Source organism: Micromonospora pallida (assembly GCF_900090325.1).
Taxonomy (GTDB): Bacteria; Actinomycetota; Actinomycetes; order Mycobacteriales; family Micromonosporaceae; genus Micromonospora; species Micromonospora pallida.
In genome coordinates, this window is record NZ_FMHW01000002.1 from 584756 (window position 1) to 610722 (window position 25967).

Annotated in this window: 28 protein-coding genes; 14 read left to right on the top strand and 14 right to left on the bottom strand. The window is 72.0% G+C overall.

The window, feature by feature from the left end; all coding sequences use genetic code 11:
- Window positions 1-29 precede the first annotated feature (29 nt).
- The 3 genes from GA0074692_RS02800 to GA0074692_RS02810 form a co-directional block, all read right to left on the bottom strand.
- On the bottom strand, window positions 30-659 hold the full coding sequence (locus tag GA0074692_RS02800) for a hypothetical protein (protein ID WP_091639009.1): 630 nt from the start codon (window positions 657-659) through the stop codon (window positions 30-32).
- Window positions 660-1400, bottom strand: a complete 741-nt coding sequence (locus tag GA0074692_RS02805; RefSeq protein WP_141725115.1) for a hypothetical protein — start codon at window positions 1398-1400, stop codon at window positions 660-662.
- A 195-nt stretch (window positions 1401-1595) separates the two neighbouring features.
- Complete coding sequence (locus GA0074692_RS02810) at window positions 1596-1970, bottom strand: group I truncated hemoglobin (protein ID WP_091639014.1); 375 nt, start codon at window positions 1968-1970, stop codon at window positions 1596-1598.
- 927 nt (window positions 1971-2897) lie between these two features.
- Here GA0074692_RS02810 and GA0074692_RS35570 point away from each other — a divergent pair.
- Window positions 2898-3212, top strand: coding sequence for an endonuclease domain-containing protein (locus tag GA0074692_RS35570; RefSeq protein ID WP_245730087.1), 315 nt, complete (start codon window positions 2898-2900; stop codon window positions 3210-3212).
- Between the two features lie 28 nt (window positions 3213-3240).
- Here the strand turns inward: GA0074692_RS35570 and GA0074692_RS02820 are convergent, their stop codons facing one another.
- Together GA0074692_RS02820 and GA0074692_RS02825 are read right to left on the bottom strand one after the other, a co-directional pair.
- Window positions 3241-3522, bottom strand: a complete 282-nt coding sequence (locus GA0074692_RS02820; RefSeq protein ID WP_091639016.1) for a hypothetical protein — start codon at window positions 3520-3522, stop codon at window positions 3241-3243.
- Window positions 3523-3524: 2 nt separating this feature from the next.
- Window positions 3525-3800: a DivIVA domain-containing protein gene (locus GA0074692_RS02825; RefSeq protein ID WP_245730088.1), complete on the bottom strand. Its 276-nt coding sequence runs from the start codon at window positions 3798-3800 to the stop codon at window positions 3525-3527.
- A gap of 320 nt (window positions 3801-4120) precedes the next feature.
- Here GA0074692_RS02825 and GA0074692_RS02830 point away from each other — a divergent pair, with 320 nt between their 5' ends.
- The 3 genes from GA0074692_RS02830 to GA0074692_RS02840 are packed head-to-tail and all read left to right on the top strand — an operon-like array spanning window position 4121 to window position 6056.
- Entirely contained in the window at window positions 4121-4360 is a 240-nt protein-coding gene (locus tag GA0074692_RS02830) for a winged helix-turn-helix domain-containing protein (protein ID WP_091639021.1), read from the top strand.
- 47 nt (window positions 4361-4407) lie between these two features.
- The gene (locus GA0074692_RS02835) at window positions 4408-5508 is read left to right on the top strand and encodes a helix-turn-helix domain-containing protein (RefSeq protein WP_245730090.1); all 1101 of its coding nucleotides are present in this window, start codon (window positions 4408-4410) and stop codon (window positions 5506-5508) included.
- On the top strand, window positions 5505-6056 hold the full coding sequence (locus tag GA0074692_RS02840) for a PIN domain-containing protein (RefSeq protein WP_091639025.1): 552 nt from the start codon (window positions 5505-5507) through the stop codon (window positions 6054-6056). The genes GA0074692_RS02835 and GA0074692_RS02840 overlap by 4 nt, the downstream gene beginning before the upstream one ends.
- A gap of 274 nt (window positions 6057-6330) precedes the next feature.
- Here GA0074692_RS02840 and ypfJ read toward each other — a convergent pair whose 3' ends face one another.
- Window positions 6331-7248, bottom strand: a complete 918-nt coding sequence (gene ypfJ, locus GA0074692_RS02845; RefSeq protein ID WP_091639028.1) for a KPN_02809 family neutral zinc metallopeptidase — start codon at window positions 7246-7248, stop codon at window positions 6331-6333.
- Between the two features lie 230 nt (window positions 7249-7478).
- On the opposite strand from ypfJ, the gene GA0074692_RS02850 reads away from it, so the two are divergent.
- Window positions 7479-9086, top strand: a complete 1608-nt coding sequence (locus GA0074692_RS02850) for an ABC-F family ATP-binding cassette domain-containing protein (protein ID WP_091639030.1) — start codon at window positions 7479-7481, stop codon at window positions 9084-9086.
- A gap of 215 nt (window positions 9087-9301) precedes the next feature.
- On the opposite strand, the gene GA0074692_RS02860 is transcribed toward GA0074692_RS02850, so the two are convergent.
- A complete protein-coding gene (locus GA0074692_RS02860) occupies window positions 9302-9859 on the bottom strand; it encodes a GNAT family N-acetyltransferase (protein WP_091639033.1) in 558 nt (185 codons plus the stop codon).
- 587 nt (window positions 9860-10446) lie between these two features.
- On the opposite strand from GA0074692_RS02860, the gene GA0074692_RS02865 reads away from it, so the two are divergent.
- The 3 genes from GA0074692_RS02865 (at window position 10447) to GA0074692_RS02875 (ending at window position 13585) form a co-directional block, all read left to right on the top strand.
- Window positions 10447-10674, top strand: coding sequence for a helix-turn-helix domain-containing protein (locus tag GA0074692_RS02865; protein ID WP_007072022.1), 228 nt, complete (start codon window positions 10447-10449; stop codon window positions 10672-10674).
- Window positions 10675-10720: 46 nt separating this feature from the next.
- Window positions 10721-11485: an enoyl-CoA hydratase/isomerase family protein gene (locus tag GA0074692_RS02870; protein ID WP_091639035.1), complete on the top strand. Its 765-nt coding sequence runs from the start codon at window positions 10721-10723 to the stop codon at window positions 11483-11485.
- A gap of 132 nt (window positions 11486-11617) precedes the next feature.
- Window positions 11618-13585 (top strand): ABC transporter ATP-binding protein, encoded by a 1968-nt coding sequence (locus GA0074692_RS02875; RefSeq protein WP_091652453.1) that lies wholly within the window; start codon window positions 11618-11620, stop codon window positions 13583-13585.
- 81 nt (window positions 13586-13666) lie between these two features.
- Here the strand turns inward: GA0074692_RS02875 and mug are convergent, their stop codons facing one another.
- The 6 genes from mug to GA0074692_RS02905 all read right to left on the bottom strand — a co-directional run bounded on the left by mug (window position 13667) and on the right by GA0074692_RS02905 (window position 18274).
- Window positions 13667-14284: a G/U mismatch-specific DNA glycosylase gene (gene mug / locus GA0074692_RS02880; protein WP_091639037.1), complete on the bottom strand. Its 618-nt coding sequence runs from the start codon at window positions 14282-14284 to the stop codon at window positions 13667-13669.
- Window positions 14281-15042, bottom strand: coding sequence for an SDR family oxidoreductase (locus tag GA0074692_RS02885; RefSeq protein WP_091639039.1), 762 nt, complete (start codon window positions 15040-15042; stop codon window positions 14281-14283). The genes mug and GA0074692_RS02885 overlap by 4 nt, the downstream gene beginning before the upstream one ends.
- A 32-nt stretch (window positions 15043-15074) precedes the next feature.
- Window positions 15075-15518 carry an SCO6045 C-terminal-like domain-containing protein gene (locus tag GA0074692_RS02890; RefSeq protein WP_091639041.1) on the bottom strand — a complete coding sequence of 148 codons (444 nt, stop codon included), beginning with the start codon at window positions 15516-15518 and terminating at the stop codon, window positions 15075-15077.
- A 167-nt stretch (window positions 15519-15685) separates the two neighbouring features.
- A complete protein-coding gene (locus GA0074692_RS02895) occupies window positions 15686-16639 on the bottom strand; it encodes an MbnB/TglH/ChrH family RiPP precursor modification enzyme (RefSeq protein ID WP_091652457.1) in 954 nt (317 codons plus the stop codon).
- Window positions 16636-17559 carry a TIGR04222 domain-containing membrane protein gene (locus GA0074692_RS02900; protein WP_091639043.1) on the bottom strand — a complete coding sequence of 308 codons (924 nt, stop codon included), beginning with the start codon at window positions 17557-17559 and terminating at the stop codon, window positions 16636-16638. Before GA0074692_RS02900 ends, GA0074692_RS02895 begins: the two co-directional genes overlap by 4 nt.
- Window positions 17560-17701: 142 nt before the next feature.
- Window positions 17702-18274 (bottom strand): TetR/AcrR family transcriptional regulator, encoded by a 573-nt coding sequence (locus GA0074692_RS02905; RefSeq protein ID WP_091639045.1) that lies wholly within the window; start codon window positions 18272-18274, stop codon window positions 17702-17704.
- A gap of 92 nt (window positions 18275-18366) precedes the next feature.
- On the opposite strand from GA0074692_RS02905, the gene GA0074692_RS02910 reads away from it, so the two are divergent.
- Both GA0074692_RS02910 and GA0074692_RS02915 read left to right on the top strand, forming a co-directional pair.
- Complete coding sequence (locus GA0074692_RS02910; RefSeq protein WP_091639048.1) at window positions 18367-19218, top strand: carbon-nitrogen hydrolase family protein; 852 nt, start codon at window positions 18367-18369, stop codon at window positions 19216-19218.
- A 259-nt stretch (window positions 19219-19477) separates the two neighbouring features.
- A complete protein-coding gene (locus GA0074692_RS02915; protein ID WP_091639050.1) occupies window positions 19478-20422 on the top strand; it encodes a serine protein kinase RIO in 945 nt (314 codons plus the stop codon).
- Between the two features lie 119 nt (window positions 20423-20541).
- On the opposite strand, the gene GA0074692_RS02920 is transcribed toward GA0074692_RS02915, so the two are convergent.
- Window positions 20542-20790 carry a DUF2630 family protein gene (locus GA0074692_RS02920; RefSeq protein WP_091639052.1) on the bottom strand — a complete coding sequence of 83 codons (249 nt, stop codon included), beginning with the start codon at window positions 20788-20790 and terminating at the stop codon, window positions 20542-20544.
- Between the two features lie 78 nt (window positions 20791-20868).
- On the opposite strand from GA0074692_RS02920, the gene GA0074692_RS02925 reads away from it, so the two are divergent.
- The 4 genes from GA0074692_RS02925 to GA0074692_RS02935 all read left to right on the top strand — a co-directional run bounded on the left by GA0074692_RS02925 (window position 20869) and on the right by GA0074692_RS02935 (window position 25883).
- Window positions 20869-21786 (top strand): GNAT family N-acetyltransferase, encoded by a 918-nt coding sequence (locus GA0074692_RS02925; protein WP_091639054.1) that lies wholly within the window; start codon window positions 20869-20871, stop codon window positions 21784-21786.
- Between the two features lie 225 nt (window positions 21787-22011).
- Window positions 22012-23334: a cytochrome P450 gene (locus GA0074692_RS02930; RefSeq protein WP_091639056.1), complete on the top strand. Its 1323-nt coding sequence runs from the start codon at window positions 22012-22014 to the stop codon at window positions 23332-23334.
- 15 nt (window positions 23335-23349) lie between these two features.
- Window positions 23350-24243, top strand: a complete 894-nt coding sequence (locus GA0074692_RS35575) for a terpene synthase family protein (RefSeq protein ID WP_141725116.1) — start codon at window positions 23350-23352, stop codon at window positions 24241-24243.
- Complete coding sequence (locus GA0074692_RS02935) at window positions 24240-25883, top strand: prenyltransferase/squalene oxidase repeat-containing protein (RefSeq protein ID WP_245730091.1); 1644 nt, start codon at window positions 24240-24242, stop codon at window positions 25881-25883. The genes GA0074692_RS35575 and GA0074692_RS02935 overlap by 4 nt, the downstream gene beginning before the upstream one ends.
- Window positions 25884-25967 lie beyond the last annotated feature (84 nt).

Genomic DNA, 25967 nt, shown 5'->3' on the forward strand with positions numbered 1-25967 from the left:
CTCGCGGCTACAGACGAGGATGCCTGCGGTTATCGGGAAGGACTGCCGGTCGCCTCGTCCGCAACGTTGAACGCGGCACCGCACACGGGACAGCTCATCCGGCCGAACAAGTAGGTGAGGGCGGCCGCCACCGACTCGTGGCCCACCTGCAACGCCTCAGCGTGCAGACGTGTGGCCAGCTGGGAGGAGAGCCCGGGCTCGATCGAGGAACCGCCTGACTGCAGGTTGACAAGCAGGTCCTTAGCGCACGCCGGACACTGCACATCGACCTCCCCGTCGTTGATGCGGTCGAGCTCCTTGCCCCAGACCTCGTCACCGTCGAAACCGAGTACGGCTTGCTGCAGGTACACGAACATCGTGTCGCTGGACCCCCCAGACGAGAGGCATTCAAGGGTCAGCGCCCGCAACGAGGCGATGTCATCGGCGTACACGCCGCGGCTCTTCTCGTCGGCGTCCACGGCGATGAAGCCAGCGAGGACTACGGCGCGCTCGCGTTCCTGAGGACGGAAGTTGGCGCAGGTCCGGGCCAACCAGGGCAGCAGAACGGCGCTTGCGGGATCACAGGTGCCCTGGTGACACGACTCCTGCCAGATCAGATCCCACTGCTGGGAACCAGGATCCTCAGCGGCGGCGTCCAGGGCCTCCTGAAGGCTCGTCACCTACGAAGCCTCCCACAACGATCGACTTACTGATCTCGGCATGGGCGTGCTGCCTCCATCGCCCATCAATTGCGGGTGCACACGGTGGCAGGTACGTCCCGGTTCGACCACGTGAGCACACAGCGTGCACCACAGCGCCGGCACCGTCTCGTGGATTGTTGCTCCGAAGACGACCGGGTTCGCGTCGGCAGCCTGCGCCGGTGTCCGAGTGAAGTACCGCATGGTCCACTCGTCTCGGTCATGTGGCCAGGCGCGCAGTTGGGCCTGGACGGCGACGCCGGCGTCCTCGTCCAGCCACCAGAGCTCGGTCGGGCCGGTCGCCTCGGGTACCCCTTGTGGTAAACGCCGCTCGTCCACTACAGGGACGACGTCACGCGGCGTGTAGCAGGTGAAGGTCCGGTGGAACCAGCCCCGGACCGCCACGAGCAGGGCGTGGCTCTCCAGACGCTGATCGACGGAGCGGTCGATCGCGCGGTAAGACCACTTGCCGCGTCCCATGGCGGTACGGCCGTCAGCGAGTACGTCGACGCCCCAGGTCAAGTCGCCGTCCAGTATGCCGGGAAAGGCTAGCCCAAGAGGGCTGCGGTGACCTACTGCAGCACCATCGAGGCCGTACTCCATACCATTGGAGCCGAGGACCGGGTACCGAAGACCGCCGTAGCGTTCCTCGAACCTGACCATCGCCTCGACCAGTTCGCAGGGGGCCGCCTCGATCCGGTCGTTGACATGGAGAACGGCCATCGAGCGGATGTGGTCAGCGGCTGTGGGCCGCACCCGGCGGGACCGCTGTGCGAGAACTGACCGAGCACGTCCAGACAGGCTCGGATCATCAAGAACGTATACCCGGCAAGCTACCAACCACCGCCCTGACCCAACAAGCCCGCTCGCGGCGCGTGCCCGGAACCAGCCGGGTGGCGGTCCGTAGGCTCACCTGTCCTACGCGGATGGTGAGACGGCCGGGCTCGTCACGATGTCCTGGCGCAACGGGGCCAGCTCGGCACCGATCTCGGCAATGGTCTCGGCCGGCACGCCCAGTCCGGTGAGCGTGTCGACCAGATGGTCGACCACCGCGTCGAACGCCTCGTCGGTGATAGCGAGCCGGGCGTGCGCCGTGGCCATGTCCCGCCCCGCGTAGATCTCGGCCCCGCCCAGCGCCGCTGTGAGGAACGACCGCTGGTGTGCCTTCAGGCGCCGCATGTCCACGCCGTCGAAGTACGAGACGAGCGCCCGGTCTGCCAGCACCCGGGCGTAGAAGTCCTCCAGCGTCGCCTGCACGGCCGGCGCTCCGCCGATGGAGTCGTAGATGCTCATGCGGATCACGGTAGCGACCAGGCCTTTCCCGCCGTTCGGCCCAGTGCGACACCGGCGACACGGTCAACCCACAAGCGACCGGTCACGGTGGTGAGATCCGCTCAGGAGTGGTACGCGCGATCCTATGCGCTGTCTCCCCAGGTCAGCACCTCCCACCCCCGGATCCTCTCCTTCCCGGCCCTCCCGTCTCCCCAGGTCCCTGCCCCCAACCTTCTGGCAGGTCAGCCACACGACACGCCGCCGGCATTCCACCGCAGCCGGCCAGGACCGTCCGTCCTGTAGCAGACGACCGACCCGGACGGGCGTTGTCCACAGTCCGGTGTCTGTCCACAGATCAAGGTGGTGGCCGGCTGCGCCGTAGCGCACGCGTCGGCACGGTCGACGGCGTGAACGAGGTGCTACGGGCCCTGGTACACGCCAACCCCAACCTCCCCACCCTCAGCCGCCTTGACCCCGCGCTCGGACATCAGGCGGTCTGCGCCTGGGCTGACGGTCGGGCCGCGCTCAGCCACCTCAGCGCGCTCCACGTGTGGGGCCTGCGTCAGCAGACGACCGGCGACGTCCTGCACCTGAGCGCGGCGCTGAAACCCACCATCCGGACCCGCCCCGGCGTCCGCGTGCACCGACGACACGGCTTTGTCGTCGAATCGCCGCAGGTGGTGCGCAGAAACGGCCTCCCGGTGACCCGCCTCGACCAGACCCTGGTCGACTCGTGGCCCCTGCTGTCACCAGAGGACCGACGGGAACCGGTGATCCGAGAGGTCAACGACCGCCACACCACCCCCGAGCGGCTGCGGCGCACCGTGGACGGCACACCGAAACTGACCGACCTGGCCGCCCTCCGGACCCTGCTGACCTCGGCTCGCCGAGGGCTGCCGCAGCCAACTGGAGATCTGGGGGCACGAGCACGTCTTCACCGGCTCCGGGATGCCACCCTTCCAGCGGCAGGTCCGCATCCGGATCGGCCAGCGCACCATGTACCTCGACATGCTTGCCGAACGGGAACGCGTCAACATCGAACTCGACGGTGCCACCACGCACGGCGACCCCCGGCAGCGCGAAGTCGACCTACGGCGGGACGCCCTGCTGGCCAGCGCCGGCATCCTGGTGGTCCGCTTCGCCCACCGCCGCCTCGTGCACGAGATCGACGACGTACGCCGGGAAACCCTGGCCATCCTCGCCAGCCGGACCGACCTGGCAGCCCCACCGCTCCCGACGTCCGTGCCCAGGGCCTGGGCCTGACCGCGCCCCCGCGCCCGGCAGCCATCGCTCAGGAGTTGGCCCTGACCGTCGGTCGCCGCCTGGGAGCACACGGGGCTGGCGCAGCCGCCACGGCCAACCGGTACAGGCCGGCGAGCTGGACGAACAGCTCCCGCCGGTCGGTGGCCAGGCCCTTGGCGTCGAGCACGTAGCCGGCCAGCCAGATCCAACCGTCGAACGTCGGCCGGTCGAGCAGGACCGCCACCACCCGCAGGGTCAACGCCCGCTTGCCACCGAACTGCACCGACGCGCAGCCGTCGACCCGCAGCAGATCACCCGGCGTGATCCGCACCGCTACCAGTGGCCCCGGTTCGGCCGGCACTCCCGGGCGTGCATGGTCTGCCAGTCCCGCAGCGCCCGCGTGAGCCGTGCGTTCTCCTCGCTGAGCAGGCGGACCTGCCGGTGCAGGTCGGCCAGTTCGTCGGCGACCTCGGACTGGAACTTGCGTACCTCGCCAGCATCGACCCCACGCCGACGCGGGCTGAACGCGCGGGTGCGTACCTCGTGCGGGGTCAACCGGTCCGGGAGGCCGCCGTCGTAGAGCCGGCCGCCTCGATACACCTGGGCCACGTCGGTCCTTTCCGGGGCGGGGGAGGGTGAAGGGTCCGTGCGGGTGGTGCGGGGAAGGGGCGGGTCGCCACACGCCGGCATGCGGCGACCCGCCCGGCCCTGCCACCGCAGCTCTCCTCAGCAGTACGGCGACAGAGCGGTCCAACAGGTCGGAACGAGCACGCGTAACCCACCCCGACCAGGGGGAACCTCTCGTTCCTCGTTGCCACGCAAGGGGAGAGGCACGAGCCAACTTAGCTGTCCCAGTCACCTGAGTCAAACGCAGAGTTGTCGCCGTGTGCCCATGCGTGATCGAATTGCCGTGCCGCGCAGGGGGAGTCATGCCGATTACCGCCGACTACATCCGTATCGCCGACGAGATCGTCGCCGACGTCCGAGCCAGGAAGCTCATGCCGGGCGACAGGCTGCCCTCGATCACGCAGCTCGCGACGATGCACGGGGTCAGCCCGTCTACCGTCAAGCAGGTCTTCGTCCGGCTCGAAGCCCTGCGAGTGATCTGGCGGCACCAGGGCAAGGGTGTCTTCGTCAACGACCCGGCGCTCTGGATGCGGGAGCCCTGATCTCGGAGCATCGACCCGTTCTGCTCTCAGTGTGCGATTATCGCAACATGGCTGGGGAGCTGGTGTGGTCCGAGATCGGTGAGCGAGTGCGGCAGGTCCGGCTCGCGATGGGCATGACTCAGAGCGACCTCGCTCAGGCAATGAGTCTTGACCGCACGATGATCGCCAAGGTGGAGGCGGGCACTCGACGCTTGGACGCGGTGGAGTTGATCCGGCTGTCGTCGGCGCTCCGTGTCTCGATGGATCACCTGATCCGGCCGCATCCCGAGGTGATCTCCCGACGGTCAGCACAGTTGACCGAGGACACGGACAGCGCGGTGACACGGCAGTCCCATCGTCTGGAGATCGCCTTGGTCGAGTGGCTACGGGAGGTGCGTCAGCTCATCGATCTTGGGGTATTGCGGCAGCCGGCCTTGTTGCGTTACCCCGGCGAGGTCGCCACCGAGGCGGACGCCCGTCAAGCGGCTGCCTGGGTGCGGGCTGAGCTGGGTTTGGGCGACGAGCCGATCGACAGCATTGTGAAGGTCTGCGAGAGTGCTGGGCAGTTCGTGCTGGCGACCGACCTGGCCGGGGAGGGCGCCTCGGTACTTGATGGCGATGTTGCTGTCGCCGTGGTCAGCCGGGTGCCCGACCCGGGCCGACGGCGGGCAACCGTCGCCCACGAGCTGGGCCACATGATCATCGGGGACGAATACTCAAGCGACCTTGGGCTCCATGCCTCGCGCTCCGAACGTGAGGCGGTTATCGACGCTTTTGCCGCAGAGTTGCTGCTGCCCGTGGCTACCTTGGCCGCCGGGTCGGGCAGCTCCGAGAGCTTGTCCAGGGCGCGGCTCGTGGAGTTCGCCGCCCGCTACCGCGCCTCCTGGTCGCTGGCCCTGCGGCAAGCCGGGCTGGCCGGTCTGGTCAGCCGGGAAGCACGGCAGGCGTGGAGCAAGGCGAACCCAACCCGATCTGAGTTCATGGAAGCCGTCGGGTGGACGCCCCAGCCAGATCTACAAGACGAGATTGTGCCGCCCACTTATGCCCAATCGGTAATGCATGCATGGTGGCGCAACAAGATCACCGACAGGCGGGCCGTCGCCCTGATGCATGGCCAGATTAGCGCGGCGGATCTTCCCACCCGGGATGACTCGGACGTTGAGCCGTGAGCCTGTCTACGGCAACGGGTTCTCACGTTCTCGTCCTCGACACGATGTGTCTCAGCCAGTTCGCTCGAACCGACCGGCTCGATGTCCTGGGCGATCTCCTTCTGGGCTGGGACTGCTGGACCACGAGAGTCGTCAGCGACGAGCTACGTCATGGTGGCGCGCAGTACCCGGAGTTGGACGCGATCTCCGATCTTGACTGGCTGGCCATTACCCCGTTCGACACCGACGAGGAAATCCTCGCTCTGCTGAAATGGTCAAGCCTGGTCGGCGCCGGTGACCGCGACCAGGGTGAAGCCAGCGTCTTCGCACTGGCAGAGCTGCGATCCGGTGTGGCGCTCACGGATGATCGACGGGCAAAACAGGTCGCCCGAGAGCACGGCATCGAGGTGCACGGCACGGTCTGGTTGCTCGCCATGGCCTGCCGAGGCGGCAAGCTCACCGAGGTTAACGCTGGCAGCCTCATCGACGGCTTCCTGAGCCTGGAAGCCCGCCTCCCCTGCACGGGAGCGGGTTTCTCAAGGTACGCACGGAGCCACGGCCTCCTGTAGTGGTCCGTCCATTACGGACGTCTGAGACAGTCTCGGTACCGGGCGACTCGGTGGCGCAGCCTGAGATGGCGAAAGAACGTGACGACGGGGCACCGGAAGGTTCGAGGTCGCACTTCCGGACTATCCCTGTAGGCACCCTGGGTGGCCGAGACCGCCGCAGGGACGAGTGTCGACCAACAGAAGCAGTCGCAGCCTCAGCAGCCCCGGCAGTTCCGGATTGACACGGAACGAGTCCGGGTCCGGTGGGCAACCACCGGACCCGGACCGTCGTCTGCTACACGCTGCCGCTGAAGGTGTCGCACTGCTTCGGGTCACCGGTCTCGTATCCCCGGGTGAACCACTCGCGGCGCTGCTCCGACGTGCCGTGGGTGAACTCGTCCGGGTTCACCGGGCGGTTCGCCCGTTCCGAGATGGCGTCGTCGCCGATCTTCTCGGCGGCGTCGATGGCCTGGTTGATGTCCTGCTGGGTGATGCTGGTGAAGATCTTCTGGCCGCTCGCGTCGGTGGTGCCGGTGGCGTTCTTCGCCCAGGCGCCCGCGTAGCAGTCGGCCTGGAGTTCCATCCGCACCGAGAGCGCGTTGGCGTTGTCCGGGTCGCGCTGCTGCTGACGGCGCACCTGCGGCTCGGTGCCGAGCAGGGTCTGCACGTGGTGGCCGTACTCGTGGGCCAGCACGTACGGCTGGGCGAACTCGCCGGCCGCGCCGAGCTGGTCGGCGAGGACCTGGTAGAAGGTCAGGTCGATGTACACCTGCCGGTCGGCGGGGCAGTAGAACGGGCCGACCCCCGAGTCGGCGTTGCCGCAGCCGGTGGAGACGGCCTGGCTGAAGAAGATTGTGTCCCTCGCCTGGTACTGCTCGCCGAAGCGCTCCGGCAGTGCCTTCTGCCAGTACGCCTGGATCGAGTTGACGTAGAGCGTGTTGCGGCAGTCGAGCTGGTCGAGGGCGTTGTCGGCGGAGCACTTCTGCTCGAGCGAGGTGTTGTCGCCCTGCTCCGAGCCACCGCCGTCGAGGGCCGCGTTGAGGCCGAAGCCGCCCCCGGCGAGCGCCACCACCACGGCGATGATCAGGCCGACCAGCCCGCCCCGGCCACCGCCGCCGACCGGGATCGGAATGCCGAGGCCGCCTCCGCCGCCGGACCCCCGCCGGTCGTCTACCTGGCTGGTGTCGATGCGCGCGTTCTCGTTCAGCTCCATGGTTACCCCGATCGTCTGCCAGCTCCGTGATGAGGCGATGGACGAGGATTCGGTACCCGATGATCTTGGATGGTAATCCGGGCCGGGCCGGACTCGGCGCCCCGGTACAATCGGAGCCGTGCTGCTCTGCGAAGGCTGAACCGCCCCGCGCCGACGGGTGAATCGATCCCGCCGGCGCTTTCGCGTGCCCTGAGTCAGCCCTTCCGGCCCCTGAGAGCGAGTTCGCCACAATGATCACTGCCACCGGCCTGGAGTTGCGCGCCGGCGCCCGGATCCTGCTGTCCGACACCACCCTGCGGGTGCAGCCGGGCGACCGGATCGGCCTGGTCGGCCGCAACGGCGCCGGCAAGACCACCAGCTTGAAGGTCCTCGCCGGGGAGGGGCAGCCCTACGCCGGGCAGATCGACCGGCGCAGCAACATCGGCTACCTTCCGCAGGACCCGCGTACCGGCGACCTGGAGGTCACCGGCCGGGACCGGGTGCTCTCCGCGCGCGGCCTGGACGTGCTGATGGCCCAGATGCAGGAGATCGAGGCGAAGCTCGCCGCCGAGGGCTCCGACGAGCGGCTGGTCCGTCGGTACGGCGCGCTGGAGGACCAGTTCGCCTCCCTCGGCGGGTACGCGGCCGAGGCCGAGGCCGCCCGGATCTGCGCCAACCTGGGCCTGCCCGACCGGGCCCTCGCCCAGACCATCGGCACCCTCTCCGGCGGTCAGCGCCGCCGGATCGAACTGGCCCGGATCCTCTTCCGGGACGCCGGCGAGAACGGCGGCGGCATCCTGCTGCTCGACGAGCCGACCAACCACCTCGACGCCGACTCGATCACCTGGCTGCGTAGCTTTCTCGCCAACCACAAGGGCGGCCTGATCGTGATCAGCCACGACGCCTCGCTGCTTGAGGCGGTGGTCAACAAGGTCTGGTTCCTCGACGCCACCCGCAGCGTTGTCGACGTCTACAACCTGGGCTGGAAGGCGTACCTGGAGGCGCGCGAGACCGACGAGCGCCGCCGCCGCCGGGAGCGGGCCAACGCCGAGAAGAAGGCCGGCGCGCTGATGGCCCAGGCGGACAAGATGCGCGCCAAGGCCACCAAGACCGTCGCCGCGCAGAACATGGCCCGCCGGGCCGAGCGGCTGCTCTCCGGGCTGGAGGAGGTCCGGGTCTCCGACAAGGTGGCCAAGGTACGCTTCCCCACCCCGGCCCCGTGCGGCCGTACTCCGCTCACCGCCACCGGCCTGTCGAAGTCGTACGGCTCGCTGGAGATCTTCACCGACGTGAACGTGGCGGTGGACCGGGGTTCCCGGGTGGCCATCCTCGGGCTCAACGGCGCCGGCAAGACCACCCTGCTGCGGATGCTGGGCGGCCTGCTCGAGCCGGACACCGGGACCGTCAACGCCGGCCACGGGCTGCGGCTCGGCTACTACGCGCAGGAGCACGAGACCCTCGACGTGGACCGCACGGTGCTGGAGCACATGCGCAGCGCCGCGTTCGAGCAGTCCGACACCGATCTGCGCAAGATCCTCGGCGCGTTCCTCTTCTCCGGGGACGACGTGGACAAGCCGGCCGGGGTGCTCTCCGGTGGGGAGAAGACCCGACTGGCACTCGCCACCCTGGTCTGCTCGGGGGCGAACGTGCTGCTGCTGGACGAGCCGACCAACAACCTCGACCCGGTCAGCCGGGAGCAGGTCCTCGACGCCATCGCCCGGTACCCGGGGGCGATCGTGCTGGTCACCCACGACCCGGGGGCGGTCACCGCGCTGAAGCCGGACCGGGCGATCCTGCTGCCCGACGGCGATGAGGACGCCTGGAGCGACGACCTGCTCGAACTGGTCGAGTTGGCCTGACCGGCGACCGGCGACCGGCGACCGGCGACCGGCACCCGGCGACCGGCACCCGGCGACCGGCGACCGGCACCCGGGGCCGACCGGCACCCGGCGGCCGGGCCGCCCCGGGCCGGGGCCCGGTCGCCGGCCGGCGTGCGGGCCGCGCGCCCGTGGCCCACGCGACCGCCGCGCCGGGCCGGCTCGGTTGCCGGCCGCCCGGCCCGAACGGTCAGCGGTCAGGCCGGGGTGGGCTCCGTCGGCCACTCGTCGGCGAGCACCGACCAGACCTGGTTGTCGTGCCGTTGGCCCCGGTACGGGAACGCCGAGCGGAGCACGCCGTCGAGGCGCATGCCGAGCCGCTGGGCGACGGCGGCGCTGCGGACGTTGTGCGCGGCGTTGACCCACTCCACCCGGTGCATGTCCCGCTCCTGGAAGGCCCAGTCGATCATGTGGCGGATCGCCCGGGTGACCAGGCCCTGCCCCTCGGCGGACCGTTCCAGCCAGCAGCCCACCTCGCAGACGCCGCTGCGGGCGTCGAAGCCGACGAACAGCGTGCCGCCGACCAGGACGCCATCGCGCCAGATGCCGTAGATCGCGCCGGTATCGGCGGCCCTCCGGTCGGCGTACCGCTGGAGCACGGCGCGGGCCGACTCCAGGTCGGTGCTCAGCCCGGCGAACGGGACCCACGGGTCGACGTACTCCCGGGCCCGGTCCATGTGCGCGAGGAACTCGGCCGCCTGCCACGGTTCCAGCGGGCGGAGTTGGGCGTCCTCGGTGAGTGGGACGGCGAACACGTTTTCTCTCCTCTCGCCCGAGCCGGTCGGCCAGGTGGCCGGCCACCCCGGAACCGGCCAGGATCACCACGCCGATGGACACGAAGATCACCGGCACCAGCCAGTGTCCGGTCCGCCGCACCGCCCGGACCACCCGGGGTGGCCACCGATCTTCCACAGCGACAGTCGGCAGGCCGTGGCGCCGACGCAGAGGCGCTGGGCAATCGACTCCGCCGGGATGGCCCGGGACCCCACGCTGGCATCGACGTTGGTCGCGCGGGATGGCCTGGGACCCGACGCTGTCATCGACGTCGGTCGCGGTGAAACAACGCGGCGGTACCGCTCGCCACGCCGTCGGGACCGGCCCCGCGGGCCGGGTACGCGTCCGTACCCGTTCCCCGGCGGCGCAGTGCGTCCGCCCTGGTCAGGGGGATATCCGGCGGCGGACGACACGGGATCACCCGGACGTGTCATCACTTTATCGGGAACCTGACACTGCATAGCGTGTCGATTGGCGAAGAGTTGATATCTGGCGCATGATCGTCCGAGGCGGTCTAATAGGTTGGACCGTTATCCGAACCGCACAGTCTGCGACGTGAGGAATCAGCATGGCAGCCACTGGCACAGCCACCAGCACTGAGAAGGGTCGCCGGATCGTCGGAGCCGAGCGTCAGACACTCGCAAAGGACCTCGTAAAGCGGTACACCGGGGGTGAGAGCATTCGCGCCCTTGCCGCCTCGACCGGCCGGTCCTACGGGTTCATCCACCGGGTGCTCACCGAGTCCGGGGTGCAGCTGCGGCAGCGCGGCGGCGCCCGTCGCCGTAAGAAGGCGTGATCCACCCACCAACGTCGTTCCTTCCCGCCACGCCCCGGGCAGCCCGGTGACGACCGGGCCCGGGGTACGGCTGGAGTGTGCCGGCCCGGTGGCCACCGTGACGTTGTGCCGGCCCGACGTGCTCAACGCCCAGACCCCGGCCATGTGGCAGGCACTGCGCGACTTCTCCCGAAGCCTGCCCGGCGACGTCCGGGTGGTCGTCGTACGGGGCGAGGGTCGGACGTTCTCCGCCGGGCTGGACCTGTCGGTCGCCACCGCGACCGGGCCGGGTTCGTTCGCCGAGCTGGCGCGGCTGCCCGAGTCGGAGTGCGCCGACCGGATCGCCGAGTTCCAGGCGGCGTTCACCTGGCTACACCGGCCGGACATCGTCTCCGTGGCAGCCGTGCAGGGGCACGCCATCGGCGCGGGCTTCCAGCTCGCGCTCGCCTGTGACCTGCGGGTGCTCACCGAGGACGCCCGGCTGTCGATGGCCGAGGTCACCCTCGGGCTGGTGCCCGACCTCGCCGGCACCGGGCGCCTGGTCGACCTGGTCGGCTACTCCCGGGCGCTGGAGATCTGCGCCACCGGCCGGCGGATCGACGCCGCCGAGGCCGACCGGATCGGCCTGGCCACCCTCGTCGTGCCGCCCACGGACCTGACGGGGGCGACCGACGACCTGGTCGCCGCCCTGCTGGCCGGGAACCGGGACGCGGTGATCGAGATCAAGGCCCTGCTCGCGGGTGCCGCCCGACGGACCCCGGCGGAGCAGCAGCGCGCCGAACGGGAGGCGCAGGTCCGGCGACTACGGGACCTGACGGGACTCGGCGAGTGAGAGGTAAGGACCGCTCGGGAAGAACCGGGTTACCGCCGAGGTTGTCGTAGGGGTCGGGACAATCGACCTGACGGCGCGGGCGGTCGGTCCCGCACGACCCGGAGGTGACGCGTGAATCCCAACGGCGGCGGCATGGTCGGCTGGAGCATGCTCCGGTCGATGCGGAACTCCGACGACGTCTCCACCCACCGGCTCAGCCGGGGCACCGGGCAGCGGATCGTCGCCTTCGCCCGGCCGTACCGTCGCGACATCGTGGTCTTCCTGGTCACCGTCGTGCTGGCCGCGATCATCGGGGTCGCCACCCCGGTACTGGCCGGCGACGTCATCAACGCGATCACCCGGGGCGGCACCGAGGCCGGCGCGACCGTGGTCCGGCTCGCCCTGTTCATCGCCGGTCTGGCCGTCGCCGACGCGCTGCTCTCGCTGGCCCAGCGCTGGTACTCCGCCCGCATCGGCGAGGGCATCATCCTCGACCTGCGCACCCGGGTCTACGACCACGTCCAGCGGATGCCGTTGCAGTTCTTCAGCCGTACCCAGACCGGGGCGCTGGTCAGCCGGTTGAACAACGACGTGCTGGGCGCCCAGCGGGCGTTCACCTCGACCCTGTCCGGCGTGGTCAGCAACGTCATCCAACTCGTGCTCACCGCCGCGGTGATGTTCACCCTCTCCTGGCAGATCACCGTCCTGTCGCTGGTGCTGCTGCCGATCTTCATCATTCCGGCCCGCCGGGTCGGCCGGCGGCTGGCCGAGATCACCCGCGAGTCGTACAACCTCGACGCCAAGATGAACGCCACCATGACCGAGCGGTTCGGGGTGGCCGGAGCGATGCTGGTCAAGCTCTTCGGTGCTCCCGAGGTCGAGGCCCGCCGCTTCGCCCGCCGCGCCGAGCGGGTACGCGACATCGGCATCCAGTCGGCGATGTACTCGCGGACGTTCTTCGTGGCGATGCTGCTGGTCGCCTCGCTGGCCCAGGCGCTCACCTACGGCCTGGGCGGTTGGCTGGCGGTCAGCGGCGCGGTCAGCGCCGGCACCGTGGTCACCCTGGCCCTGCTGCTCACCCGCCTCTACGGGCCGCTGACCGCGCTGTCCAACGTCCGGGTGGACGTGATGAGCGCGCTGGTCTCCTTCGACCGGGTCTTCGAGGTGCTCGACCTGCGGCCCGGCATCGAGGAGAAGCCGGACGCGGTGTCCGTGCCACGCGGCAACGGCCGGCTCGAGTTCCGCGACGTGCGGTTCCGCTACCCGAGCGCGGCCGAGGTGTCGCTGGCCTCCCTGGAGGAGGTCGCCGCGCTGGACCGGAGGACCAACGAGCCGGTGCTGCGGGGTGTCTCGTTCGCGGTGGAGCCGGGGCAGATGGTCGCCCTGGTCGGGCCGTCCGGGGCCGGCAAGTCGACCATGTCGATGCTGGTGTCCCGGATCTACGACGTCACCGAGGGGCAGGTGCTGGTCGGCGGGGTGGACGTCCGGGACGCGACGCTCGGCTCGCTGCGTGACGAGATCGGTGTGGTCACCCAGGACTCCCACCTGTTCCACGAGACCATCGCCGAGAACCTGCGGTACGCCAAGCCCGACGCCACCGACGACGAACTCTGGGCCGCGCTGGCCGGCGCGCAGGTGGCCGACCTGGTGCGGTCCCTGCCCGACGGACTGGAGACGACGGTGGGGGAGCGGGGCTACCGCTTCTCCGGAGGCGAGAAGCAGCGCATCGCCATCGCCCGACTGCTGCTGAAGGCCCCGTCGGTCGTGATCCTCGACGAGGCCACCGCCCACCTCGACTCGGAGAGCGAGGCGGCGGTGCAGCGGGCGCTGTCGGTCGCGCTCGCCGGGCGTACCGCGCTGGTGATCGCGCACCGGCTCTCCACCGTCCGGGACGCCGACCAGATCCTCGTCCTCGACGAGGGGCGCATCGTCGAGCGCGGTCGCCACGACGAACTGGTCGCGGTCGGCGGTCTCTACGCCGAGCTGTACCGCACCCAGTTCGCGGTGGCCGACTCTCCCAGCCCGTACGCCGACGCGACCGGCCCCGAGCCGGTGGTCACCACGGTGCCGATGGCGGCGTACGTCGCCGAGGAGGCCCTGCCGCCACACGTGGCCAACTGAGTACGCGCCGGGACGCCCGGCCCGCTGGCACCGGGCGGCGACACATCCGACCGGCGGGGACGCCGCCGGTGCGGCGGAGGGTCAGCCCGCCGCGCGTACCGCCGCCCGCAGCTCGCCGAAGGCGGCGCCGAGCGTCTCGGCGGTGAAGTGGGCGTTCAGTCCGCTCGGGTTCGGCAGCACCCACAACCGGGCGTCGCCGAGCCGTTCCGGTTGGGGTCCGAAGCTGGCCTTCGGGCGGGCGAACCCGGCACGGTAGGCGGTCACCCCGACCACCGCGACCCAGCGCGGCCGGTGCCGGACGACCTTGTCGGTGAGGATCCGGGCCCCGGCAACCAGCTCGGCCGCGGTCAGCTCGTCGGCGCGGGCACTGGCCCGGGCCACCATGTTGGTGATGCCGAGGCCGAGGCCGGGCAGCTCGTCCTGCTCACTCGGATGCAGTTGGCGCGAGGTGAAGCCGCCCCGGTGCAGGGCGGGCCAGAACCGGTTGCCGGGACGGGCGAAGTGCCAGCCGGTCGCCGCCGTCCACAGCCCGGGGTTGATCCCGACGAAGAGCACGTCCAGTCCGTCGGCGAGCACGTCGGGGATGGTCCGGTCCGCCGCGGCGGCGAGCTGCTCCCGGGTCGGCCGGGCCGACGGCAGCGGCGGGTCGGTCACGGCCGGGGTCGACCGGGTGACCCGCCGACTGCCGGTGGCGGTCACAGGTCGCGGGTCGCGCCGCCGTCGACCGGGACGGTGATGCCGGTCAGGTAGCTGGCGGCGGGGGAGAGGACGAACGCGGCGACCCGGCCGAACTCCGTCGGCTCGCCCACCCGGCGCAGCGGGATGCCCTCCTCCGCTGCGGCCCGGGCCGCCTCGGCGTCCCCGGTGGCCGCGAAGAGCTGCCGGTTGCGGTCGGTCATGATCCGCCCCGGCAGCAGCCCGACCACCCGGACGCCCTGGGGACCGTACTCGTCGGCGACGTCCTTGGCCACGCCGGCCAGGCCGGGCCGCAGCCCGTTGGAGATGCCCAGACCGGTGATCGGGTACCGCGCCGAGGTGGAGAGGACCAGCCCGATCGCGCCGCCGGCCGGGAGCGCGTCGGCGACCGTCCGGACCATGCGGACGGTGCCCAGGAAGACCGTCTCGAAGGAGGTCCGCCACTGCTCGTCGCTCACCCCGGCGGCGGTGCCCGGCGGCGGCCCGCCGACCGAGACCAGTGCGCCGTCGAGCCGGCCGAACCGCTCCCGGGCGGTGTCGACCAGCCGTTGCGGCAGCGCCGGGTCGGCCAGGTCACCGGGGACCCCGACGGCGTGTGCCGGGCCGCCGAGCCGCTCGACGGCGGCGGAGACCGCGTCCGTGTCCCGGGCGGAGAGCACCACCTTCGCCCCGTCCGCGACGAGGCACTCGGCGGTGGCGAAGCCGAGCCCCCGGGAGGCGCCGGTCAGCACGTACACCCGGTCGGTGAGTCCCAGATCCATGCCGTCGATCCTGCCGTAGCCGGCCGGCGTCGCTACCGCCGGGTGCCGAGCAGGCGTACCCGGCCGGCGAGCTGCACCGCGACGGCGTCGCCGACCCGGACGACGGCCGGCAGCCGACGCGGGCGCGGGGACTGCTCACCGTCGTAGCGGTGGGCGGCCTCGCGGCTGGCGAGTTCCCCGACGGCCAGTGCGGGCAGGCCGTCCCCAGCGCGCAACTCGCGGGCGAGGTCCCAGCCGTCGCGCAACCCGCCCCGGGTGGGCCGGGTCGCCGCCCACCGGACGAAGGTCGCCGGCCAGGCGTGGCCGAGCCCGGCGGCGAGCAGCGGCCAGTGCCGGGCGACCTCCCCGGCACGTTTGCGCAGCAGCGCCTCCCGGGCCGCGCCGAACCGGCGGAGGTCGAAGCCGGGCGGCGGATCGGCCCCGGCGACCAGGGCCGCGACCAGGGCAGCCTGCCGGGCGGCGAGGTCCCCGGGCACGTCCGCACCGCCGACGCCCCCCGTCTGCGCGGCGGTGCCCGCTGCGTCGGGTGGTTGCAGGGGACCCCTGCTACTCGAAAAGAGGTAACAAGGGTCCCCTGCTACCACCTCAGCCACCTCAGACCGGGCAGGGGGATGGTGAGCAGCGGTCGGGGCGGTCAGGTCGTTCATGTGACCACCGGCCAGCCGGCCGCCGTGGCGAGCGCGTCCAGTTCGGCCCGGAGCGTCGCCGCCGGCGGGTAGCGTCCGTCCCGTTCGAGCAGTAGCGCGGGCGGTCGGTGCCGGGCGCACAACTCGCCGACCAGGTCGAGGACCTCCGGCGGTACGGCGTCGGTGTGCGTGTCGTGGTAGAGCCCGTCGTGTTCGGCCCCTCCGGCGACGTGCCCGTACGCGACCCGCTCGAGCGGGAGCCGGCCGAGCAGCGCGAGCGGGTCGGTGCCCCGGTTGCGGGCGTTGGCGTACACGTTGGCGACGTCGAGCAGCAGCAGGGCGTCGGTGCGGTCCAGGATCTCGGTGACGAACGCGGCCTCGTCCAGCTCGTCGTCGGGCCAGTCGAACAGGGCGGCGATCGGCTCCAGCGCGATCGGCACCGGCAGCTCCGCCTGCGCGCGCCGGACGTTGGCCGCCACCACCTCGACCGCCTCCCGGGTGCGGGGCAGCGGCAGCAGGTGGCCGGCCTCCATCCCGCCGGCCCGGACGAAGGCGATGTGCTCGCTGACCAGCGGCGCGTCCAGCAGGTCGGCGACCGCGGCCAGGTGGGCCACCCGCGCCGGCTCGACCGGTTCCACGCCGCCGAGGGAGAGCCGCACCCCGTGCGGTACGACGGTCACCCCGGCCGCCCGCAGCTCGGCGAGCCCGACCGGCAGAGGCCCGGCCGGGGCGACGCTCTCCGCGATCACCTCGACGAAGCGCAGGCCGGGCAGGTCGGCGACGAACCCGGCGATCTCCGGCCGCCACCCGATGCCGACACCGGCCGGTGCCGCCGCCCGGTTCGCGCGGCTGACTCCGGTTGCCTTCGCCCCAGGCCCGGTCGTTTTCGCCCCAGGCCCGGACGTCTTCGCGCTGGTGGGGCCGGTCGCCTTCGCGTCGGTGGGACCGGTCGTCCGGGCCGGCGTGGTCATCCGCCGCACCCGCCTCCGCCGCAGCCCCCACCGCCGCCGCAGGAACTGCCGCCGCCGCTGTCCCCGCCGCCGCCCCCGCTGTCTCCACCCCCGCAGCCGCCGCTGCTGCCGCTGCTGCCAGCCGCCTGGCGCTGGATCTCGGCCTCCTGAGCGAAGGTGGGGTCGGCCGCCCAGAGCGTGGCGGCGCCGAAGAGCGCCACGCCCATCGCCGTCCCGGCCGCGCCATAGGTGGCGTACGCGGGCGCGGTGGAGGGCGTCAGGTACTGGTAGTGGGCCCGCAGGTTGCGCAGCGCGGTCCGACCGGCGCGGGTCTGGTACGGCACCCGGCGTGCCTGCACCGCGGAGATCACCACGAGCACGATCAGGCTGACGACGAGGAAGCCCACCGGCTGGTCGTTGTCGAACCCGGCGAACAGCCGCAGCATGCCGACGAAGAGCAGCACGGTGAGCAGCACCGGGCCGAACCGGGCGGCGCGCCTCCGGCCGGCGTCGATGGCCAGCCCCCGGTTCTCCAGGTCCTGGCGAAGCTGGCCGAGCGCGGTGGCCACCCAGTGGTCCTGCGGCAGGTCACGGCTGCGGACGCCCCGACTGGCCGCCTGGTACACCGCCTGGTCCAGCGGGGTGGCCCCGGCGGGCAGCGGACCTGTGGCCCGCAGCAGCCGGCGGCGGTCCGCCCCGACCGCGCCGACGCTGCGCAGGGCGCCGATGGAGCTGTAGACGGCCAGCCGCGCGCCGCCGTTGAGGTACGCGGCCTGCTGCGGCCCGAGGTGGTCGAAGCCGGGCTGCTGGTGGCCCTTGAAGAGCCAGGCACGGTGGATGGCCGAACCGACCACCACCAGCACGGCCACCGTCAGGTAGCCGGCGAGGAAGGCGGGGCCGGAGATGCCCCAGGTGTCGCCCGTGGCCGCCAGTAGGGTCATCGTCTGCTCCTGTCCGGGAGGGGTCGCGGCCCATTGTGGGGCAACCCCGCCAGGGGCGGAACCGCAGGTGAGCCGGGTTCTCGGGCTGCCAGCGGTCGATCACCCACGGTCGCCGGAAGCGGATCCCACCGTGCCGGGCGGGTCAGCGGCGGCGTACCGCCTCCTCGACCAGGTCGAGCACCGGGCCGAGGTCACCGGCGGGGCGCCCCATCGCCAGGTGCAGGACGAGACCGTCGTAGGCCAGCTCCAGGAAGCGGGCGAGCACGTCGATCGGCATGTCGTCGCGGAGCACCCCGGCCTCGCGTTGCCGGGCCAGCCGCTCGCGGGTGGCCTCGGCGATCGCGGCCGAGCGCTCGGCCCAGCGGCGGGCGAAGGCCGGGTCGGTGCGCAGCCTGCGGGAGACCTCCAACTGGCTGCCGAGCCAGCCAGTGGTGTCCGGGGACATCGCCCGGGCGAGCAGGTCCCGCATGACCTGCACCAGGCCGTTGCGGGCCACCGTCTCCACCATTGCCGCCGCGTCGTCCTCAGCGACGGCGAGGAAGAGGGAGTCCTTGTCCCGGAAGTGGTGGAAGATCGCGCCCCGGGAAAGGCCGGTCGCCTCCTCCAGCCGGCGGACGGTGGCTCCCTCGTAGCCGTGCCGGGCGAAGCAGGCGCGCGCGGCGGCGAGGATCTCCTGGCGGCGCGCGTCGAGCTGGTCCTGGCTTACTCTGGGCACGTCTCGATCGTCGCAGGTGCCCCGCCCCGACGCAAACCGTACGTACGGCTTGTGAGTGTCCCGGGAGGGCGGCCGGGACCTACCATCGCGGGATGACGTCGCTGCCCGCCACCGCGCTGACCGTGGCCACCGTCCAGGCCGACCCCGTACCCGGTGAGGTGGCCGAGAACGCGGTGACCGCCGCCCGGCTGGCGCGCCGGGCGGCCGACTCCGGCGCGCGGCTGGCGGTCCTGCCCGAGCTGTTCCTCTCGGCGTACCACCCACCGGCGCTCGCCGCCGACCCGGCCGGCACCGACGTCGCGGCCGACCCGGACGCGCTGGTCGTCGACCCCCGCCTGGACCCGGTGCGCGCGGCGGCCCGGGACACCGGCACGGTGCTGGTCCTCGGCGCGGCGGTCCGCCACCCGGACCAGCGGCGGACCATCTCCGCCCTGGTCGTCGACCGGGCCGGGACGGTCCGCGTCGGCTACGACAAGCAGCAGCTCTGGAGCGAGGAGCGGGAGCTGTTCACCCCGGGCCGGCGCGGGGCGACGCTGCTGGTCGACGACTGGCGGTTCGGCCTCGGCATCTGCTACGACGGCTGCTTTCCCGAGCACGGTCGCGCCGCGGCGGACGACGGTGCCCACGGCTACCTCTGCCCGAGCGGCTACGTGGTCGGGTCCGCGCACCGGCGGGACGTCTACTACGCGGCCCGGGCGCTGGACAACACCATGTACGTCGTCTTCGCCAACTCCGTCGACGGCACCGCCCCCTGGCGGTTCAACGGTGGCGCGGCGGTGTACGACCCGGAGGGCCGGTGCCTGGTGCGGGGCGCGGACACCGGGGAGGACGTGCTGGTCGCGACGCTCGACCCGGAGCAGCTCGCCCGGACCCGCGCCGACCACCCCATGCTCGCCGACCGGCTGGCCGACCAGGGGCCGCGGCGGGCGCTGGTCACCGGCTGAGTCGGCGACCGCCGGCGAGTCGTCCGAACCCGGCGGCCCTGCCCGGCACGTTTCCGCCGCCGCCCGGCACGTTCCCCTGGTGCCGCGTCTCCAGGGGTGGCGGTAAATCGGTTGCGGGCCCGGCGGGCAGTGGCGAGCATGGTCCGCGCAGAGCGCACTCCGGGCGTCGCCCGGTCGAGGAGAGGGGGTCGGTCATGGCCGTCTTCGCAGGGTCCTTCCACCTGCCTCCATCAGCCTCGATCAAGGGATCACCGCTCCAGTGCGTGAACACGACTTCACTCCGTCGGCGCGTGAGCGCCGACCGCGCGGCAAGGGCCGCTTCGACGACGACGAACCGCAGTTCCTGAAGCGCGGCCGGCAACCCCGGCCCGCACCCGTCCTCGACGACGGGGACCCCGACCAACCGCTGGTCGGTGACCGCTGGTCGACCTGGGACCAGGCCGTTCAGGGCCCCGAGCCTCACCCGGACTGGCTGGTCACCGAACTCGCCGCCCAGGACACCGAGCTGGGCGTGCTCAAGACCGGCAAGGAGGCGGACGTCCACCTCGTCCGGCGCGGGGTGCCCGACACCGACCGCTCCTGCCTGCTGGCGGTCAAGCGTTACCGGGATCCGGAACACCGGCTGTTCCACCGGGACGCCGGCTATCTGGAGGGCCGTCGGGTCCGCCGCTCCCGGGAGAACCGGGCGATGGCCGGACGCACCGCCTTCGGCCGGCAGATGATCGCCGGGCAGTGGGCGGCGGCCGAGTTCGCCGTGCTCTCCCGGCTCTGGGAGATCGGCGTCGCCTTCGGCACGGTCGCGGTGCCGTACCCGGTGCAACTGATCGGCACCGAGCTGATGCTCGAGTTCATCGGCGACGCCGACGAGGGGCAGGCCGCGCCCCGGCTGGCCCAGCTTCGGCCCGACCCCGACGAGCTGCGTGGGCTCTGGCTGCAGTTGGTGGACGCGCTGGTGGTGCTGGCCCGTACCGGGTACGCCCACGGCGACCTGTCGCCGTACAACCTCCTGGTGCACGACGGCCGGCTCGTCCTCATCGACCTGCCGCAGGCCGTCGACGTGGTGGCCAACCCGCAGGGGGCGGAGTTCCTCGCCCGGGACGTCCGGGTGGTGAGCACCTGGTTCGCCGCCCGGGGGCTCCCCGCCGACCTGGCCGACCCGGCCGAACTCACCGGGCAACTGCTCAGGGAGGCCGGGCTGCGCTGACCGGCGCACGCTGTGGGCGCCCGACCCGCTCACCGGGCGGGGCCGGGCCCACACCGCGCACCGGGCGGGTCCGGATCCACACCGCGCACCGGGTGGGTCCGGATCCACACCGCGCGGGGTCACTGGAGGTAGCGCTCGACCTCGGAGACGGGACGTTGGCCCTGGCTCTCCGGGTCACCGTGGGCCTGCCGGGCGGCCCGGCGACGGCGGAGCAGGTCCCAGCACTGGTCCAGCCCCTCCTCCAGTTCCCGCAGCCGCGCGCGGGCGTCGTCGTCGGTGCCGGCCTGGCCGGACTGCGCCTCCGCCCGGAGCCGGTGCTCCTCGTCGACCAGCTCGGTGATGCGGTTCAGGATGGTCTTGTCGTCCATGTGCTGAGCCTGGCACAGGCGGCCCGGCCGTGCCCGGCTTCCCACCCGGCGACGACGGTTCGGGTAGGTTGCCGCCCCATGACAGTCACCATCCGGCAGTTCCGGCCCGAGGACGCGACCACGGTGGCCGCGGTGCTCCTGGTCGCCGCGCCGTACTGGGTGTTCAGCCCGGCGGCGCTGTGCTGGCAGGCGGCGCACGCCGCGCCGGCCGAGCGGCACCGGATGCTGCTCGCCGAGGTCGACGGCGAGGTGGTCGGGGTCGCCCGGACGGGACTGCTGCACGAGAGCGCCGAGCCGGGGCTCGGCTACGCCAACGTCAACGTGCTGCCGCTGCGGCGCGGCGGGGGCGTCGGCTCCGCCCTGCTCGCCGCGGCCGAGGAGCGGCTGCGGACGATCGGCGCGCGGGTCGCGTACGCCAAGGTGGTGGACGAGCCGGCGGCGGTCGACTTCGCCGAGCGGCGCGGCTACCAGCGCGGCCGTCGTCGCGCCCACCTGCGGCTGGACCTGGCCGCCGGGGTGCCGCCCGTGCCGTCGGTGCCGGCCGGGGTGCGGATCGCCAGTGCCGCCGACCTCGCCGATCCGCGCCTGCTCTACGAGGCGGATCTGGACGCCTCCCGGGACGAGCCGGGCGAGGTGGGCATGGACGAGACCGGCTACGCCGACTGGCGGACCACGTACTGGGAACGTCCGGACCTGAACCGGGCCCTGACGACCGTGGCGATCTGTTCCGGTGTGGTGGCGGCGTTCAGTTTTGCGCTGACTGATGGGTCAGACCGTTACCAGTCCGGGATGACCGGCACCCGGCGGGCGTACCGGGGTCGGGGGCTGGCCGGCGCGGTCAAGCGCGTCGCCCTGCGCCGGGCCGCCGAGACGGGCTTCACCAGTGCGCTGACCAGCAACGATGCTGGGAACGAGGCGATGTTGGCGGTCAACCGTCGGCTCGGGTACGTACCGATCGCCAGCGAGTGGCGGTATCGGCGCGCGCTGTCCCGCTGACGCTCCGCGACACCGTACTTTGTGGACGGCGCAAATGTTGTCAATGAAAATTTCTCGCCCCCAGTCTGGTGAACCGGACATTGTGATGGCATGCTCAGCGGGTCATGTGACTCGGAATGACGGTCCCGCGACTCAGCGGTGAAACCGGGAGGAGCCCAAAAGGTGGGAACGCCGCACCCCTCCCCGGCGCATGTCAGTCCTCCCACGAGGGTCCCGCTGCGCCGGATGCTGCCCGCTCTGGTCCGCGATCCGGCCCGCGCGCTCATCGACGCGGGCAACCGGACCGGGGGCAACCTCGCCCGCATCAACCTCGGCTCGTTCCGTCCCTACCTCGTCACCCACCCCGAACACGTGCAACACGTCCTCCGGGATCGGGCGGAGAACTACGAACGGGCCGGTGACGGACTGTTCTGGCGGCCGGTCAAGCGCCTCTTCGGCGAGGGGATCCTCGGCGAGGGGCAGATCTGGTCGGCCAGCCGCCGGATGCTCCAGCCGATGTTCACCGCCAAGCGGGTCGAGTCGATGATCGACGGGATGGCCGCGGCGATCTCCGACGCCGTCGACGAACTCGACGTACCGTCCCGCGCGGGGCGGCTCGTCGACATCGGTGCCGAACAGGCCCGGATCGTCTGCCGGGCGATCATGAAGGTGCTCTTCGCCGACAAGATCTCGGTGGCCGACGCGATGCGGGTCGTCGACGCGCAGGACGCCATCGCCAGCGCGGTGATTCCCCGGATCGTGGTGCCCTTCGCGCCGTTGTCGCTGCCCATGCCCGGGGACCGGACCTTCCGCCGGGCCGTCCGGGTCGTCGACGAGGTGCTCGTTCCCATCGTGCGGGCGTCCCGGGCCACGGCGGAGGAGGGAGACGACATCATCTCCACCCTGTGGCGGGCGCGGACCGACGATGGCCGGCAACTCGACGAGCGGCAGGTCCGCAACGACACGGTGGCGATGTTCGCGGCCACCACCGAGACCACCATCAACGTGCTGACCTGGCTCTGGCCGCACCTGGACGAGAACCCCGAGGTCGCCGACCGGCTCTACGCGGAGATCAGCCAGGTGGTGGGCGACGAGCCGGTACGCCGCGAGCACCTCGGCGAGCTGCGCTACACCCGGATGGTCCTGGACGAACTGCTGCGCCTGTACCCGATCGGCTGGCTGATTCCCCGTCGCGCGGTCGCCGCCGACGTGGTCGGCGGGGTACGGATCGAGGCCGGCGCGACGGTGGTGGCGAGCCCACTGATCACCCAGCGGATGTCGGCCTTCTGGGAGCGGCCCGACGAGTTCGACCCCGAGCGGTTCCGCCCGGAGCGGGTCCGGGCCCGGCACCGCTACGCCCACTTCCCCTTCGGGGGTGGCCCGCACCAGTGCCTCGGCATGTACCTCTTCTATCTGGAGGCGCAGCTCATCATCGCCACGATGCTGAGCCGGTACCGGTTCCGGCTCCGCCAGCCCGGGGTGCCCGGGCTGCGGCTGGCGGCCGCGCTGCGTCCTCGCCACCGGGTGGAACTGACCCTCACGGGCGCGTCGCCCTCGGCCGTCGCCTGAGCGGAGCGAGATGTGATGGACCTCAACGCCCACGCCGAGGACGCCGTCGAACAGGGCCGGATCTGTGCCCTGGCCGCCCGGGGGCAGCGCGACCTGCAGAAGCGTGCCGCCGAGTATCCGGAGCTGTTCTCCGCCGCGCCCTTCGACGCTGCCCTGTTCAGCAACATCGCCCTGGCCATCGCGTTCAGCGCGCCCTGGTGCACGGTGGAGCAACTGCGGGTCACCAACCGCGCCGTGCTGTGGGGTTTCGCCCTCGACTGGCAGGTCGACTACCTGGCCAAGTCCCGGGCGGAGATCGACCGTCTGGCGGAGACCAGCCTCGCGGTGGTCGACGGCGCCACCCCGGCGACGGACGACCCGATGGCGCGTTTCCTCGCCGAACTCTGCGCCGACCTGGCCGCCGTACCGGCCTACCCGGGGCTGCGCGACACGTGGCGTGCGGCGGTGCACCGGACGGTGGAGGCGATGGGCCGCGAGTGGGACTGGCGGGCGGCCCGACGGGACCTCACCGGCGCCCTGCCGACCTTCGAGGAGTACCTCGCCAACGCCGACAACCTGGCCTGCACCGTGGTCAACGTCGCGCACTGGATCCACACCGGCGACGCGCAGACCCACCAGGCGCTGCCCCGGCTGATCGAGGCCAGCGACGAGGTGCAGCGGGTGCTGCGCCTGGTCAACGACCTCAGCACGTACCAACGGGACCTGGAGTGGGGCGACCTCAACGCGATCATGCTGGTGGCCGACCGGGCCGAGGTCGAGCAGCGGGCCGACGCCCTCACCGCACGCTGTCACGACCTACTGGCCCCCCTGGCGGCGGACTGTCCCCGCCCGGCGGCCTACCTGGCCCGGCAGGTCAGCTTCACCAGCGGCTTCTACGGTTCCACGGACTTCTGGGGGACTGCCCGGTGAGTGCGAGGAGCGCAGCGCAGCGGAGCCCCGCAGTCGCCGCCCGGGACCTGATCGCGGAGCTGACCGCGACACCGACCGGACAGTCGTCGGTGTCGGTGTACGAGACGGGCCGTCTGGTCAGCCTGTCGCCGTGGCTGACGCTGCACGTCGAGCGAATCCGTTACCTGCTCGACGTGGAGCACGCCGGCGGTGGCTGGGGCGGCCCCGGTGGCTACGGACTGGTGCCGACGCTGAGTGCCACCGAGGGCCTGCTCGCCGCCCTGCGTCGGGCCGACCTGGCGGGGACGTCGGACCCGCTGGGCAGAGGCGCGGTGGCCGCCGTCGACCGGGGGCTGACTGCCCTGGCCGAGCGACTCACCACCGTTCCGGTGGCGTCCCTGCCGGACATGCCGGCGGTCGACCTGATCGTCCCGGCCCTGGTGGAGGCGCTCACCGCCCACCTGCACGCGCTGCGCGACGAACCCGTGTCCGGACTGGAACGATGGCGGGAGGCGCCCCGGCTGTCGTTGCCGCCGGGTATGGAAACCACCCGGCTGGCCCGGGTCCGCGCGGCGCTGGCGGCGGGGCACCCGCTGCCGAAGAAGCTGCTGCACGCGCTGGAGGTCACCGGCCCGGCGGCCTACCGGGCGCCCGGGGTGGTCCCGGTCGGACCGGGCACGGTGGGCGCCTCGCCCGCCGCGACGGCCGCCTGGCTCGGCGTCCCCGATGCCACCACCGGAACCGCCCTGGCGTACCTCGAGGGGGTTGTCCGCCAGCACGGCGGACCGGTCCCGTGCACCAGCCCGATCAGCATCTTCGAACGGTCCTGGGTGCTCAGCACCCTGGCCCGGGCCAGGGTGCCGCTGGCCGTTCCGGCGCCACTGCTGGCCAGCCTGCGGGACACCATCGGCCCGACCGGCACCGCCACCGCTCCCGGGCTGCCGGTGGACGCCGACACCACCTCGGTGACCCTGTACGCCCTCGCCCGGGCGGGGCATCCGGTCGACCCGTCGAGCCTGGAGTTCTTCGACACCGGAGAGCACTTCTGCACCTGGCCGAAGGAGGACGGCGCTTCCATCACCACGAACGCGCACGTGCTGGACGCCTTCGGCTGGCACCTGCGCAACTCCGGGGCAGCGGCACGGCGGCTGGACCCGGTGGTGCGCCGGCTGACCGTCTGGCTGGCCGATCGGCAGGCGCCGGAAGGCTCGTGGAGTTCCGACCGCTGGCACGCCTCGCCCTACTATGCCACCAGTTGCGCGGTGCTCGCGTTGCACGGCTACGGCGTCGGACCGGCGGTGGAGCCGGCGGTGCGGCGGGCGGTGCGCTGGGTGATGGCCGGTCAGCACGCCGACGGCTCCTGGGGACGCTGGGGCGGCACCGCCGAGGAGACCGCGTACGCGCTCCAGGTGTTGCTGGCCGCCGGGCCGACCTCGGCTGACGAGTGCGGCCAGGCGGTCGCGCGGGGCTGGCAGTGGCTGATCACGATGGACGGCGCCGACGACGCGCCGGCGCTCTGGCACGACAAGGATCTGTACCGTCCGTCACTGATCGTCCGTGCTGCGGTGCTTGCGGCGACCTGGTGGGGGCGCTCGTCAGCGGGTCCCGAACCGGTCGAGGTGGAGTCGGCGCGCCGGAGTGCCATGATCAGGATCGCTTGAGTCAACCTCCCGACGCTGCTAGCGTGCGCCGGGGTCGATGGATGCGTCGACCGGCCACGCTCAGGCACGTCAATCGAATACCCG